General features: G+C 68.5%; 13 protein-coding genes. 9 read left to right on the top strand and 4 right to left on the bottom strand.

Annotated features, from left to right (window positions below; all coding sequences use genetic code 11):
• The first annotated feature begins 49 nt into the window (after positions 1 to 49).
• The gene (locus N7367_RS01885) at positions 50 to 1,243 is read left to right on the top strand and encodes an MFS transporter (protein ID WP_164152516.1); all 1,194 of its coding nucleotides are present in this window, start codon (positions 50 to 52) and stop codon (positions 1,241 to 1,243) included.
• Positions 1,244 to 1,265: 22 nt separating this feature from the next.
• Here the strand turns inward: N7367_RS01885 and N7367_RS01880 are convergent, their stop codons facing one another.
• Together N7367_RS01880 and N7367_RS01875 are read right to left on the bottom strand one after the other, a co-directional pair.
• Entirely contained in the window at positions 1,266 to 1,919 is a 654-nt protein-coding gene (locus N7367_RS01880; RefSeq protein ID WP_065175264.1) for a response regulator transcription factor, read from the bottom strand.
• Complete coding sequence (locus N7367_RS01875; protein ID WP_279941611.1) at positions 1,912 to 4,941, bottom strand: sensor histidine kinase; 3,030 nt, start codon at positions 4,939 to 4,941, stop codon at positions 1,912 to 1,914. Before N7367_RS01875 ends, N7367_RS01880 begins: the two co-directional genes overlap by 8 nt.
• A gap of 96 nt (positions 4,942 to 5,037) precedes the next feature.
• On the opposite strand from N7367_RS01875, the gene N7367_RS01870 reads away from it, so the two are divergent.
• From N7367_RS01870 to N7367_RS01840, 7 genes are all read left to right on the top strand, one after another.
• Positions 5,038 to 5,370 carry a hypothetical protein gene (locus N7367_RS01870; RefSeq protein WP_279941610.1) on the top strand — a complete coding sequence of 111 codons (333 nt, stop codon included), beginning with the start codon at positions 5,038 to 5,040 and terminating at the stop codon, positions 5,368 to 5,370.
• A gap of 78 nt (positions 5,371 to 5,448) precedes the next feature.
• Positions 5,449 to 5,865, top strand: a complete 417-nt coding sequence (locus tag N7367_RS01865) for an AraC family transcriptional regulator (RefSeq protein ID WP_065175261.1) — start codon at positions 5,449 to 5,451, stop codon at positions 5,863 to 5,865.
• Complete coding sequence (locus tag N7367_RS01860) at positions 5,862 to 6,518, top strand: hydrolase (RefSeq protein WP_279941609.1); 657 nt, start codon at positions 5,862 to 5,864, stop codon at positions 6,516 to 6,518. Before N7367_RS01865 ends, N7367_RS01860 begins: the two co-directional genes overlap by 4 nt.
• Positions 6,519 to 6,520: 2 nt before the next feature.
• On the top strand, positions 6,521 to 6,940 hold the full coding sequence (locus N7367_RS01855; protein WP_065175259.1) for a DoxX family protein: 420 nt from the start codon (positions 6,521 to 6,523) through the stop codon (positions 6,938 to 6,940).
• Positions 6,941 to 7,059: 119 nt separating this feature from the next.
• Positions 7,060 to 8,907: an amidohydrolase gene (locus tag N7367_RS01850; protein ID WP_180875334.1), complete on the top strand. Its 1,848-nt coding sequence runs from the start codon at positions 7,060 to 7,062 to the stop codon at positions 8,905 to 8,907.
• Complete coding sequence (locus tag N7367_RS01845; protein WP_128989503.1) at positions 8,886 to 10,169, top strand: alginate export family protein; 1,284 nt, start codon at positions 8,886 to 8,888, stop codon at positions 10,167 to 10,169. Before N7367_RS01850 ends, N7367_RS01845 begins: the two co-directional genes overlap by 22 nt.
• Positions 10,163 to 11,809 (top strand): MFS transporter, encoded by a 1,647-nt coding sequence (locus tag N7367_RS01840; RefSeq protein WP_279941638.1) that lies wholly within the window; start codon positions 10,163 to 10,165, stop codon positions 11,807 to 11,809. Before N7367_RS01845 ends, N7367_RS01840 begins: the two co-directional genes overlap by 7 nt.
• Before the next feature lie 105 nt (positions 11,810 to 11,914).
• On the opposite strand, the gene N7367_RS01835 is transcribed toward N7367_RS01840, so the two are convergent.
• Positions 11,915 to 12,739, bottom strand: coding sequence for an alpha/beta hydrolase (locus tag N7367_RS01835; RefSeq protein WP_279941607.1), 825 nt, complete (start codon positions 12,737 to 12,739; stop codon positions 11,915 to 11,917).
• 187 nt (positions 12,740 to 12,926) lie between these two features.
• Here N7367_RS01835 and N7367_RS01830 point away from each other — a divergent pair, with 187 nt between their 5' ends.
• The gene (locus N7367_RS01830) at positions 12,927 to 13,325 is read left to right on the top strand and encodes a DUF4124 domain-containing protein (RefSeq protein WP_263174589.1); all 399 of its coding nucleotides are present in this window, start codon (positions 12,927 to 12,929) and stop codon (positions 13,323 to 13,325) included.
• Between the two features lie 70 nt (positions 13,326 to 13,395).
• On the opposite strand, the gene N7367_RS01825 is transcribed toward N7367_RS01830, so the two are convergent.
• Complete coding sequence (locus N7367_RS01825) at positions 13,396 to 14,103, bottom strand: DUF2968 domain-containing protein (RefSeq protein ID WP_065175254.1); 708 nt, start codon at positions 14,101 to 14,103, stop codon at positions 13,396 to 13,398.
• Positions 14,104 to 14,188: the final 85 nt, after the last annotated feature.

Raw genomic sequence — 14,188 nt, 5'->3', positions numbered from 1 at the left:
TGAGGCGAATAGGCGCAGGCTACCTCCCGTTCCCTGACTGGAGTTGCTGATGTCCACCCCCACGCTTTCCGTGACCGCCCCGCCGGTCGTGGTTCCTTCCACCTCCCTGGTACTGGCGATGGCGGCCGGTGCCGGGTTTTCGGTGGCATCGCTCTATTACAGCCAGCCGATGCTGGGACTGATCGCCCAGGACCTGTCCGCGGGCGAGCGCGCGGCGGGTCTGGTGCCGACCCTGACCCAGCTCGGCTATGCGCTGGGCATCCTGCTGCTGGCGCCCTTGGGGGATCGTTTCGACCGCCGGTCGCTGATCCTGCTGAAGTCCGCGCTGCTGTCGGTTGCACTTGCCGCAGCGGCCGGGGCGGGGCACCTGCCGGGCCTGCTGATGGCCAGCCTGCTGGTCGGGTTGATGGCAACGCTGGCCCAGGACATCGTGCCTGCCGCTGCGGCGCTGGCACCGGATGCGCAACGCGGGCAGGTGGTCGGACGGGTGATGACCGGTCTGCTGCTGGGCATCCTGCTGTCGCGCGTGGTCAGCGGGATGGTGGCCGAGGCCTGGGGCTGGCGCACCCAGTTCGTGCTGGCGGCCGTGTCCGTGGCGGCGATGGGGGTGGTGATGGCGCGTGCACTGCCCCGCTTCGCACCCACCAGCACCCTGCGCTATCCGGCGCTGCTGGGCTCGTTGCTGTCGCTGTGGCGGGAGCAGCCGCAGCTGCGCCGGGCGGTGGCGAGCCAGTCGTTGCTGGCGGTGGGTTTCAGCGCGTTCTGGTCAACCCTGGCGCTGATGCTGCATGCGCGTCTGGGACTGGGCAGTGCTGCCGCCGGCGCCTTCGGTATTGCCGGTGCGGCGGGCGCGCTGGCGGCGCCGTTCGCCGGTCGCTTCGCCGACAGGCTGGGCAGCCCCGCAGTGGCACGCCTGGCGATCATGGTGGCATTGCTTGGCTTTGCACTGCTGCTCGCCGAATCGTGGCTGCCCGCAGCGGCACTGCTGCCGCTGCTGGTGGCCAGCGCACTGCTGTTCGATTTCGGCTTCCAGTCGGCTTTGGTGGCCCACCAGACACTGGTGTATGGCCTGGCGCCCGCCGCACGCAGCCGTCTCAATGCAGTGCTGTTCACCGGCATGTTCATCGGCATGGCGGCCGGAGGGGCACTTGGCAGCCTGGCATTGGCGCAGTGGGGGTGGCATGGGGTGGCATGGCTGGCGACGCTCTGTGCCGGTGGCAGCCTGCTGATCCGCCTGCGCTGAGCGCTGCGCGCGCAGCCGCGCGTCAATCGTGGCCGCTGTCGTCCAGGCTGATGATGCCGCGGCGCAGGGCCTGGGTGACCGCATGGGTGCGGTCGCCGACGCCCAGCTTGTCCATCAGGCTCTTCATGTGCGCTTTCACCGTCTGCTCCGAGATCTGCATGCGTTCGCCGATGCGCTTGTTCGAGAGTCCGCCGGCAACATGCCGCAGCACCTCGGTTTCGCGCGGCGACAGCCGGTCCTCCACCACGTGCGCGGCGATGCTGGCGGCCACCGCGGGTGGAATAGGCGCACGGCGACCACCGGCCACCATGCGGATGGTATCGATCAGTTCATGGCGCAGCATGTCCTTGAGCAGGTAGGCGCTGGCACCGGCCTGCAGGGCGCGCACCGCGCGCACGTCGCCGCGGTAGGTGGTCAGCACGATGATGCGGGCACGCGGGTCGAGCGCGCGGATCCGCATGATGGCCTCGACACCGTCCAGCCGGGGCATCTGCAGGTCCATCAGCACCACGTCCGGTTGCAGATGCTGGTACTGCGCGATGGCTTCTTCACCGTCGGCAGCTTCGCCCAGCAGCCGCAGGTCCGGCTGGGCGCCGAGCAGGGCCGCCAGGCCGTCGCGCAGCAGCGGGTGGTCATCGACCACCAGCACGCCGATGGGAGGGGAGAGCTCAGTCATGGTCAGGTCTGCTCCAGGGCCAGCGCCAGCGCGACGGCCTTCGGTGATAGAGGCGGCGCGCGGGGACCGACAGCGCCACTTCAGTGCCCAGGCCGGGCCGCGTCCACAGCTTCAGCGCCGCGCCCAGCCGCTGCGCGCGCTCGCGCATGCCCTGCAGCCCCCAGTGGCCGGCACCGGCATGGTCGTCGGCAATGCCAACGCCGTCATCGCGGACATGCAGCAGGAAGCAGCGGGCACCGTAGGACAGCTCGACCTCGATGGCGCTGGCGTGCGCATGCCGCAATGCATTGCGGATCGCCTCGCGGCCGATCAGGAACACCTCCTCGGCAGCATCCGGCTGCAGGCGGGGCGGGGTGCCTTCCACGGTCAGGCGCAGTGGGTTGGTGCCCTGGCCGGCGTACTCAGCGTGCACATCGGCCAGGGCCGAGGCCAGATCACGACCCGCGAAGGGACCGTCGCGCAGGGCGTTGACCCGTTCGCGGCCCTCGGCCAGATTGCGTTCGGCCAGCTGCATCGCCGATTCCAGCTGGCTGCGCACGGTTTCCGGTGTCTGTGGTGACTGGCTGATCGCGTGCAGGCGCAGGATCAGGCCCTGGCTGCCCTGCAGCAGCGTGTCATGCAGGTCACGGGCGATGCGCTCGCGTTCGCCGTTGCGCTCCTGCAGCCGGGCCCGGAACAGCGCGGCCAGCTGTCCGCTGCGGATCCGTACGGCCATCACCAGCACCGCCAGCACCAGCAGCGCGCACAGCAGCTTGAACCAGACCGTCTGCATGAAGGTCGGTGCGATGCGGAAGCTGCGATGCGCCGGCACCCGGCTCCAGATGCCGTCTTCGTTGGCGGCCTCCACCTCGAAGCGGTAGGTACCGGGAGCCAGGTTGGTGTAGTAGGCGCGGGTACTGCTGCCGGCGTCCTGCCAGCCCTCGTCGACACCCGACAGTCGATAGCGATAGCGGTTGCGCTCGGGCCGGGCCAGTGACAGGGCCACGTAGTCGATCTGCAGCTGGGTGGTACCGGCGGGCAGGCGCAGATCGTCACGCAATGGTTCGTGCACGTTGCCGTACAGCACATCGCCGATGCGGACGCTCGGCGCCATGCTGTTGACGTGCGCACGGGTCGTGTCCAGCCATGCCAGGCCCTGGTTGGTGGCCAGCCAGAGCAGCCCGTCACCGGCCAGCACCGCCGTGGAGATCGGACCGCTCTGCAGGGCGACCCCCGGCATGCCGTCCACGGCATCGAACAGGCGCGGCGTCACCGGCAGGCCGGCGCGCAGCGCGTGCCGCAGATGCGCGCTGTCCAGGCGCACCAAGCCGCGGCTGCCGTTGAGCCAGAGCCGGCCCTGTGCATCGGCCACCATGCCGGTGATGCCTTCGAGCACACCCGCCAGGTCCGTGCGTACCGGCATGAAGCGTCCGCCGCCCAGGCGTGCGGCCAGGCCCGATTCGCCAGCGACCAGCAACAGATCGCGCTGCCGCAGCAGGGCAGTCACCGGCCCCACCGACAGCCCCTGCGTGGCACCGAACGTCTCGATCGTGTGATCACCCAGGTGGCGCAGACGGCCATCGGCATACCCCAGCAGCAGCTGGCCGTTGTCGTCCATTGCCAGGGAGGAACAGGCCTGCTCGGGCAGGCGCGTTTCGCGCTGCCAACGGCCCTGCGCGTAATGCAGCACGCCGCGCTCGCCGGTACAGACCCAGGCCTGCTCGTCATCGGGAAACAGCAGCGCGTGCAGTGGCTGGCCGGTGAACGGCGCCGGCAGTGCGATCCGTGCGGTCCGGCCGTTACGCGTGCGCGCGAGATTGACCCAGTCGAATTGCCAGATCGGCGTCGGCGCGCCGCGTGCAGCGGCTTTCAGTTGCGCGCCACTGCCGTCGAGCAGCTCCCGGCGCAGGTCATAAGGTGCCAGATCCTCGCCGTAGCCATACACGCGGCCATCGCTGGCACGGACCAGCGAGCGATACGGATCGGCAGGACCGGCCGACAGCGTCCTCACGCTGCGCGCGCGGAAGCGGTTGAGGCCGAGATTGGTGCCGACCCAGATATTGCCTTCGCGGTCGGCCATGATCGGCACGGCCGACGTTGCGGTCAGGCCATCCGGTGAATCGAAACGTTCCATGCGCACGGCGCGCCTGCCATCGAACGTGACCCTGGCGACCCCACCGTGCGGGCTCATCGTCGCCCACAGCGCGCCATCAGCGGTGAACTGCAGCCGCGCAGCGACCAGCTCCGGCAGGCGGCGTGCTTCGCGCTCGTGCTGTGGCAGCACACCCTCCGCGTTGGCCAGCGGCGAGGTGCCGCGCACGCGGTCGGCCAGCCACACCTCGCCCAGCGGGCTCTCCACCAACGTGGCCATCTGCGAGACAGCGATGCCGGTGTCCTCGAAGCGGACGGCACCCGGCGCGCGTTTCCAGATCTTCAGGTCGGCCAGCACCCAGAAGGTATTGCGGCTGTCCTGCAGGACCCACTGCACGCGCCGCTCGGGCAGGCCTGTGCTGGCCGGTGGCGGCCGCCAGCGCTTGCCGTCGAACCAGCGCAGCCCGCCGTTGATGGCGGCCCAGCGGCGCCCCTGCTGGTCGCGGCTGAAGCGCGGCACCACGCCGACCGGAACCCCTTCCGCGCGCCCGAAGTTGCGCAGCTGGCCATTGGCGAACTGGCTGATGCCCGCCTGGAAATAGCCGATCCACAGCGCATCGCCATCGCCGGGCACCAGGGTGACCATGTTGGTGGAGGGAAATCGGCTGCCGGGCGGTGCGGGCTGCCGCTCGAAGCGACGCCCGTCGAAGCGGTACAGCCCGGAGCCGGTGGCCAGCCAGAGCAGGCCGTCGCGATCCTGGGCGATGTCCCAGATATCGCCGGGTGCGCCCTGTCCCACCCGCCAGGCGGTGTGCTCGTAGCCGGGCAGCCCGCTGCTCACTGCCGGGCGCTGCACGGCGTGGGCGGGCAGGGCGATGCACAGCAGCAGGCACATCAGCAACGCCGTCAGGCGACGCAGGGAAGGGAAGGGGCAGCCATGCATGCAGCGCATTCTCGCAGGTGCGGGGCAGGGCGGGGTGACCCGAACGGGGTAGGCGCCTGCCGCGGCACTCGGCTATCACGCCGGCATGGACCACAGAGACTCTCCATGCAGCGCCTGTTCGTGATGTTTCCTGACCGCGGTCCCGGCGCCGGCCTGTTGTGGCTGCGGCTGTGCATGGTCGCAGCGCTGTGCGTGCGCCCGTCCGACGCGGGCTGGCTGACGGCTGCCTGCCTGCTGGTCGCCCTGTCGCTGCTGCTGGGGGTGCTGACGCCGCTGTCGGCGCTGCTGGCCGTGCCGTGCCTGTTCTGGCAGTCCGTGCCGTGGGCCCTGGCGTTGCTGCCGTTGGCCCTGCTGGCACTTGGGCCGGGTGCCTATTCGCTGGACGCGCGGCTGTTCGGACGACGTGTGCTGGAGCGACGGTCTCCCCCATTCGGGTAGGTGCTGCCCTCGTCCGTCGGGGGTAGGGCATCGTGCCGGCGCCCCGCACCATGGGGCACCCCGTCGTGGCACCCCTCCATGGCTACCGTATCCCGCCCTGTTCCGACCGTCGCGGCGCTGCCGCCCCGGCAGGCTGCCGCTCTGCAGCGTGCGCTGCATTACATCGATGAACACCTGTCACAGCCGATGCGGGTCACCGAGCTGGCTGACGCGGCCTGCGTGAGCCGCTTCCATCTGGTGCGGCTGTTCCGCACCGGAACCGGCGCGAGCCCACTGCGCTACGTGCGCCGCCGCCGTATCGAGCGTGCCCGTCAGCTACTGCCCGTCGTGCAACTGCCGATGTCCTGCCTGGCGCAGCAGCTGGGCTTCTTCGACCAGAGCCATTTCGTCCGCAGCTTCCGCGCGGAGACCGGCTGCAGCCCCGGCCAGTACCTGGCTGGAGATGCAGCCCTGTCCCTTCCCCCTGCCCTTGTTCGCAACGGAGTCCATCCATGAGCCTCGCTACCGCAATTCCTGCCAAAGGCCTGCTATCGCCCACCGATCACGCACTGGTCCTGATCGATTTCCAGTCGCAGATGGCATTTGCAACCCACACGATCGACATCTCGGCGCTGCGCAACAACGTCGCGCTGATCAGCAAGGGCGCGCAGGGTTTCAATGTGCCCGTGGTGCTGACCACGGTCGCGGAGACCTCGTTCTCCGGCCCGATGTTTCCGGAGCTGCCGGTGATCTTCCCCGGGCAGAAGGTGTTCGATCGCACCTCCATGAACACCTGGGAAGACCAGCCGGTGATCGATGAGATCAATCGCATCGGCAGGCGTCGCCTGGTGATGGCCGGGCTGTGGACCAGCGTGTGCATCGTGGGGCCTGCGCTGTCAGCGCTGGAGCAGGGTTTCGAGGTGTACGTGATCACCGACGCCTGCGGCGATGTCAGCGTGGAAGCACACGAGCGCGCGGTCGCTCGCATGGTGCAGGCCGGTGCGGTGCCGATGACCAGCGTGCAGTACCTGCTGGAGCTGCAGCGCGACTGGGCGCGCGGCGAGACCTATGGCCTGACCACCGGCATCGCCCGTGATCACGCGGGCGGTTATGGCATCGGCATCCAGTACGCCAAGACCATGTTCGGCGCCCAGGAAGGCGGGCACTGACCATGGACCCGGGGCTCGACCTGGCGCTGCTGATCCTGCGCGTGGCGGCGGGCGGCTTCCTGCTGCCCCACGCGCTGGGCAAGCTGTTCGGCTGGTTCGGTGGCCCTGGCCTGGGCGGCTTCGCGGCCGAACTGCGTGGCTTCGGCCTGCCGTCGGCGGCGCCTCTGCCATTGCTGCTGGCCGGGCTGCAGGTGCTGTCCGGAATGGCCGTACTGCTGGGCTGGCAGACACGCATCGCTGCGCTGGCCGCAGCGGCGTTCATCGGCTTCACTGTGCTGCTGGCCGTGCCCAAGGGCTGGTTCTGGATGCGCGCAGGCGCCGAGTACCCCCTGATGTGGACCCTCGTCCTGCTGGCCATCGCGCTGGCCGGGCCGGGAGCCTGGGCGCTGGACAGCCCCGTATTTCCCGGAGACATCGCATGAACCATGAGCCACTCGATCCCGGCCGCCGCAGCGTCGTACTGGGCACCGGCGCTGCCGTGGCGCTGGGCCTTGCCGGACAGGCCGGCGCCGCCCTCGATTCCGCCCCCAAGGAGCGCCGCATGCACACACTGGTCATCCGCAACGCCCGCATCACCACGCTCGATCCACACCGTCCGCATGCACAGGCGCTGGCCGTACAGGAAGGGCGCATCATCGCCGTAGGCAGCGATGAAGAGATCATGCGTGGTTGGGGAGCCGAAGCCACGCTCATCGACGCGCAGGGCAGGCGACTGGTGCCCGGCCTCAACGACAGTCACACCCACCTCATCCGTGGTGGCCTGAACTACAACCTGGAGCTGCGCTGGGACGGGCTGCGTTCGCTGGCCGATGCAATGGCCATGCTCAAGGCACAGGTCGATCGCACCCCGGCGCCGCAATGGGTGCGCGTGGTGGGGGGCTTCACCGCCGCCCAGTTCCACGAGAAGCGCCTGCCGACCCTGCAGGAGCTCAACCAGATCGCACCGGATACGCCGGTGTTCCTGCTGCACCTGTATGACCGCGCGCTGCTGAACGGGGCGGCGCTGCGTGCATGCGGCTACACCCGCGAAACGCCGGACCCGCCCGGTGGCCAGATCGTGCGCGATTCGCTGGGCAACCCCACCGGCCTGCTGCTGGCCAAGCCCAATGCGTTGATTCTGTATGCGACGCTGGCCAAGGGGCCACGCCTGCCGGTCGAATACCAGGCCAACTCCACCCGTCACTTCATGCGCGAGTTGAACCGGCTCGGCATCACCTCGGTGATCGATGCCGGGGGAGGCTTCCAGAACTATCCCGAGGACTACCAGGTCATCGAGCAGCTGCACCGCGACGACCAGCTGACCGTGCGTATCGCCTACAACCTGTTCACGCAGAACAAAGGCAAGGAAGTGGATGACTTCCGTGGCTGGAGTGAGATCCTGCAGCCCCGCCAGGGCGATGATCTGCTGCGCCACAACGGCGCCGGCGAGATGCTGGTGTTCTCGGCAGCGGACTTCGAGCTGTTCAGCGAACCACGCCCCGAGCTGCCGCCGGAACTGGAGCCGGAGCTGCATGATGTGGTGAAGCTGCTGGTGCAGAAGCGCTGGCCGTTCCGCATCCACGCGACCTATGACGAGAGCATCGGCCGCATCCTCGATGTCTATGAGCAGGTCAACCGCGAAGTACCGTTCGATGGACTGCACTGGTTCATCGATCACGCCGAGACCATCACCCCGCGCAACATCGAGCGGATCCGGGCACTGGGTGGAGGCATTGCGGTACAGCACCGCATGGCCTACCAGGGCGAAGCGTTCGTCGAACGCTATGGCGTGCAGGCGGCACGGCACACGCCGCCGGTGAAGCGCATGCTGGCCGAAGGCGTGCCGGTCGGCGCGGGCACCGACGCCACCCGCGTGGCCAGCTACAACCCCTGGGTCGCGCTGTCGTGGCTGGTCACCGGGCGCACCGTCGGCGGCCTGGCGCTGTATGGGGAGGAGAACCTGCTGGAGCGCGAGCAGGCCTTGCGCCTGTGGACGCAGGGCAGCGCATGGTTCTCCGGCGATGAAGCGGTGAAGGGCACCTTGAGGGAAGGCCAGTTGGCCGATTTCATCCTGCTCTCGGCCGATTTCTTCCGCGTCGAAGATGCCCGCATCGCCGACATCACCAGCGTGCTTACCGTCGTCGGTGGCCGCATCGTGCATGCCGGCGAAGACTATGCCGGACTGGCGCCGCAGCTGCCGCCGGCGATGCCGGACTGGTCGCCGGTCAACCGGTTCGGGGGGTATCACGTGGGCGGCGCGGCCACCGGCCTGGCGATGGCGCATCACCATCACCATGGTGCGGCCTGCAGGACCCACGGTGCACACGACCATGCCGCGCGCCACGCAGCACCCAGCAATGATCTGACCGCATTCTGGGGTGCGATGGGATGCTCGTGCTTCGCATTCTGAGCCTCGCCCTGCTGGCCGCGCCGTCCCTTGCGCTCGCCTGCGAGGGGGGCTACTGCAGCGATGCCGCTGATGGCACGTTGCAGTGGGATGCCTCGATGCGTCTGCGCGGCATGTACTACGACCCGACCCGCTTCGGTATCGGCGGCGGCGAGGATGGCTACGGCCTGCTTCGCGCATTGGCGTCGGCCACCTACGGAGAACGCGACTGGAAGGCGATGCTGCAGCTGGGCGTGCACGGCGAGCGTGGGAGGGCCGGTGGACCTGGCAGGACCGATCGGGGTGCGCTGGACGTGCAGCAGGCGTACTGGCGCTGGCAGCGCGGCGGCCTGCATGTGCAGCTCGGGCGGCAGGAGGCGGGCCATGGCAGCTCGCGCCTGCTGTCGGTGCGCGACGGGCCGAACATCCGCCTGGCCTTCGATGGTGCCAGGGTCGGATGGCAGGGCGGACTGGGCGTGCTGGAACTGATGGCACTGCGTCCGGTGGAGAACCGGCCGGGTGCGTTCGATGACCGTGGCGAACGCGGTGCGCATCTGTGGGGTGCCTATGCAACCACGGCGCCAGGCCAGGGTCCGGGCCAGTGGGACCTCTATCTGCTGGACTATCGCCGGGAGGACGCCCGCTTCGCGGCAGGCGCCGGCATCGAGCGCCGGCAGACTCTCGGGGCGCGCTGGTTCGGCCAGGCCGGATCGTTGGACTGGAACAGCGAGCTGGTCGTGCAGGGCGGTGAGCTGCGGACCACCAGCGAGCAGCTTGATATCCGCGCGTGGACGCTGGCCACCGATACCGGTTGGCGTTGGCCGCAACTGCCCTTGCAGCCACGGCTGGGACTGAAGGCCGACATCGCCAGTGGTGATGGCCGCCCGAACGACGCCCGGCTGGGCACCTTCAATGCCCTGTTCCCGAAATCGGCCTACTTCAGCGAAGCCAGCCTGCTGGCGCCGGCGAACCTGATGGATGTGCAGCCAACCCTCACACTGCGGTTGCACGAATCCGTCACCACTGAACTGGGCATGCAGATGGCCTGGAAGCACCGCCGCGCCGATGCGGTGTACACCACGCCCGCACCGCTGGTGGCGTTGCCCGGCAGCGCAGGCGGCGCGCGCAGGATCGGCCGCCAATACAAATCCGAAACCCGCTGGCAGGCCAGTGCACACTGGCAGTGGCAGCTGCAGCTGGCCTGGGTCGATGCCGGTCCTGCGCTGACGCAGGCCGGTGGCCAGGACACGTTGTTCGCCTCGATCGTTGGAGCATGGCAATGGTGAATGCACGCACATCGCAACCTCCCGCACCGGCCGCAGGTGCCTGGTCCCCGCTGAAGATCCGCATGTTCCGCTCGATCTGGCTGGCGATCCTGGCCAGCAACATCGGTACGTGGGTCAATGACGTGGCCGCGGCCTGGGTGATGGCCGAACGCACAGGATCACCGTTGATGGTGGCCCTGGTGCAGTCAGCCACAACCGTACCGATCGTGCTGCTGGCACTGGCCGCAGGAACCCTGGCCGACATCGTCGATCGCCGCACGTACCTGCTGGCCACCCAGGGATGGATGCTGGCAGTGGCGGCCTTGATGGCGGTGCTGACCTCGCTCGGCATGCTGACGCCGCAGCTGCTGGTGCTGCTCACGTTCTGCATGGGATGTGGCGCGGCGATGGCGATGCCGGCGCAGGCAGCGATCGTCTCCGAGCTGGTTCCACAGCCGATGCTGCCGTCGGCAGTGGCGCTGAATTCGATCGGCATCAACATCGCCCGTTCGATCGGGCCTGCTGTCGGTGGCCTGATCGTCGCCCAGCTGGGAGCCGTGTGGGCCTTTGGCTTCAATGCCATCACCTTCGGTGCGATGCTGTTCGTGGTCTGGGGCTGGAAGCGTGACCCGAAGGCATCGAGCCTGCCGCCGGAAGGCTTCGGTGCCGGACTGAAGGCCGGACTGCGCTATGCCAGCCGCGCCGGGCGTCTGCAGGCGGTGCTGATCAAATCGGTCGGCTTTTTCTTCTTCGCTGCGGCGATGAACGCATTGTTGCCGGTGGTGGTGCGAGGGCAGATGCATGGCGGTGCAGGGCAGTACGGCATGCTGCTGGGCTGCATCGGCATCGGCGCGGTTGCCGGGGCGCTGCTGCTGCCTAGATTGCGCGCACAGCTGGACCGCGATCTGCTGGTGTTGCTGGCGACGCTGGCGCTGGCACTGAGCTTGGTTGGACTGGCGCTGACCCGCAGCTGGTACCTGCTGCCGGTGGTGATGCTGGTGAACGGTTTTGCCTGGATCACGGTGCTGTCCTCGTTGCAGATCGCCGCACAGACGGCGGTTCCGGCGTGGGTGAGGGCACGAGCGCTGGCGCTGTACATCATGGTGTTCTCGGCAGGCATGGCCGCCGGCGGCCTATGCTGGGGCGCGCTGGCGCAGCGAACATCGCCGGAACTGGCGCTGCTGGTTGCGGCAGCAGGCGCGGTCATCGGCGGGCTGCTGGTGTGGAGGGTGCGAATCGCTGGCACCGAAGATCTCAACCTGCGCCCTGCGGGTCATTGGCCGGCGCCGGAACTGTCGGTGCCGGTCTCCAACGATCGCGGGCCGGTGCTGGTGACGATCGAGTACCGGATCGATGCCGCCGACCGTGCAGCGTTCCAGGCGCAGATGCGCGCGCTGGGCACGGTCCGGCGCCGCGACGGTGCGGTGGTGTGGGGCGTGGTCGAAGATGTGGCCAGCCCGGGCATCCATCTGGAGTATTTCGTGACCCCGTCCTGGCTGGAGCACCTGCGCCAGCACGAACGCATCACGGCCGACGACAAGGCGATCCAGGAAGTGCTGCGTGCTCTGCACCGTGGTGAACGCGCGCCGGTGGTACGTCACTTTGTGGGTGGTCACGATCCGCTGCCTGCCGCCGTGCCTCATCACCACAGCGATATCTGACAGGTAGCGCCGGGCCATGCCCGGCGGATGCTGGATACGTTCGCCGGGCAATACCCGTCGCGACCCCGCAGGAGCGGCGGCGCAGTGGGGCGCCGCCGCGGGACATCATTTGCGGGCGAACGCCAGCAGGTCGGCGTTGAAGCGATCGGCATGGGTGACGGTCAGGCCGTGCGGCGCGCCGGGGTAGACCGTCAGTTCGGCGTCCTTGATGATCTGCGAGGACAGCTTGGCCGACGCATCGAAGGGGACGATCTGGTCGTCGTCACCGTGCACGACCCATGCCGGCACGTCGATCTTCTGCAGATCTGCGGTGTAGTCGACTTCCGAGAATTCATGGATGCAGTCGTACTGGCCCTTCACACCGCCCAGCATGCCCTGCAGCCAGAACGAATCGCGCATGCCCTGGGTGACCGTGCTGCCGTCACGGTTGGCGCCGAAGAAGGGCGTGGCCAGGTCCTGGAAGAACTGCGAACGATCACCGCCGGTGCCCTTGCGGATGCCGTCGAAGACCTCCAGTGGCGTTCCGGCCGGGTTGCCCGCGGTCTTCAGCATCAGTGGCGGTACCGCACCGACCAGCACCACCTTCGCCACGCGCGCGCTGCCATGGCGGCCGATGTAGTGGGCCACCTCGCCACCACCGGTGGAGTGGCCGACCAGGATGGCGTCCTTCAGGTCCAATGCGTCGATCACCGCGGCCAGGTCGTCGGCGTAGGTGTCCATGTCGTTGCCGTCCCAGGTTTGGCTGGAACGACCGTGGCTGCGCCGGTCGTGGGCGATCACGCGGAAGCCGTTCTGGCCCATGAACAGCATCTGCGGGTCCCAGGCGTCTGAGGACAGTGGCCAGCCGTGCGCGAAAACGACCGGTTGCCCGGTGCCCCAGTCCTTGTAGAAGATGCGGGCGCCGTCGTTGACAGTGATGTAGTTGCTCATTGCGGTTTCCTTGGCGGAAGGGAAGGACGGCGGCGGCGAAGGTGGCCGTCGCCTGTGGCAGTACAGCGCAGAGGCGATGCAGTGGCTTGCACGGCTGTGCTGGATGAGCACGGATGTGACGCGGATCGCTCTGGCGCGCGGCGCTCGTCGTACCGACCATGAGTGCTGGTCGTGGGAGGGGGTGAAGATGAGGACTCTGCCGGGATGGGGGCTGCTGGCCATGCTGCTGACGACATCCGCAGCGGCGCAGACCCAGGTCTACAAGTGCACGGACGGCGGGCGTGCGCTGTACCAGCAGACGCCTTGCCAGGGGCAGGCGGAGTGGCGCTGGGAAGTGCCCGCCGAGCAGTCGCTGCCGCGCGGCAGTGCGCCGCTCACCGCCGAGGCGACCCCCACGGGTAACGGTGGACGCAGGCCGACGCGGCGATCGGGCCGTGCACAGGGGGCGTTGATTCCGATCAGTGCGGATGCTGCGGCCTGTGCACGGGCGCGCAGGATGCGCACGGAGGCGCTGGCCAGAACGCGCCGGGCGGATTTCGTCCAGCGCCGGCAGTGGGACGATGCCGTGTTCGAGGCCTGCCGCTGAATCGGGTCGCAATCAGGCCAAAAACGACAACGGCGCCGTTCGGCGCCGCTGTCGGGTTCTGTCGGGGGATTCAGCGAACGTCGCTGGCCGCTGCCGGCGCGGGTGTGCTGTCCGGCTTCGGCAGGCTCAATTCGGGGTTGCCCTGTTCGGCCTGCAGGATCTGGATGCGGCGCTGCAGGGCGTCCAGCTGGCTGTTGGTGCTCTGCACATCGGTGCTCAGGCTGACGGCCTGCTGCTGGGCCTGCTGCAGTGACGCGCTGACCTGGGCCGACTGCGCCTGCTGCTGCTCCATTTCCTGCTGCAGGGTACGCAGGCGCTCTTCGTTGTAGGCCACCAGGCGCTCGGTATAGCGCTTGCCGGCTTCCAGGCGGGTGGTATCGATGTAGACCTGCGCGAGCTGTTCGGTCTGCTGCACGAACGTGCGATAGACCCGCTCGGCGTTGTCGACGGCATCGGTCTTGATGACGCGCCAGAAGTTCTTTTCCTGGAACAGGGCGACGTAGTAGGTCAGGGTACTGGCATTGAAAAGCAGGCTGGCGCCGTAGTTGCCGTTGTACGTGGTACGCAGTTCGGTCAGCTGGCGTGCGTCCATCAACTGCTTGAGCTCGTCCACCGTGTTGCGTACCACGGGTGCGCTGCTGCGTACCGGTTCGGCTGCGGCTTCGCGGCTGCTGCGCGCCGCCAGTGCGGACGGTGCCGCCAGCAGCATGGCCACGGCCAGCAGTGCCGCGCCGCGCGCGTGGCGGGCGAAGACGGTGCCCCCTGAAGTTTCTCGCATGTCTGGACCATCCACGGATGAGTGTGGGTTGAGATGGAAGTGTTCCCCGCCCGGGAGTCTAGCATGCGCGGCGGCGGCGCCAAGG

This window comes from Stenotrophomonas sp. GD04145 (assembly GCF_029835135.1).
Classification (GTDB): Bacteria; Pseudomonadota; Gammaproteobacteria; order Xanthomonadales; family Xanthomonadaceae; genus Stenotrophomonas; species Stenotrophomonas maltophilia_P.
This window is presented reverse-complemented; position numbering and strand designations above follow the sequence as displayed.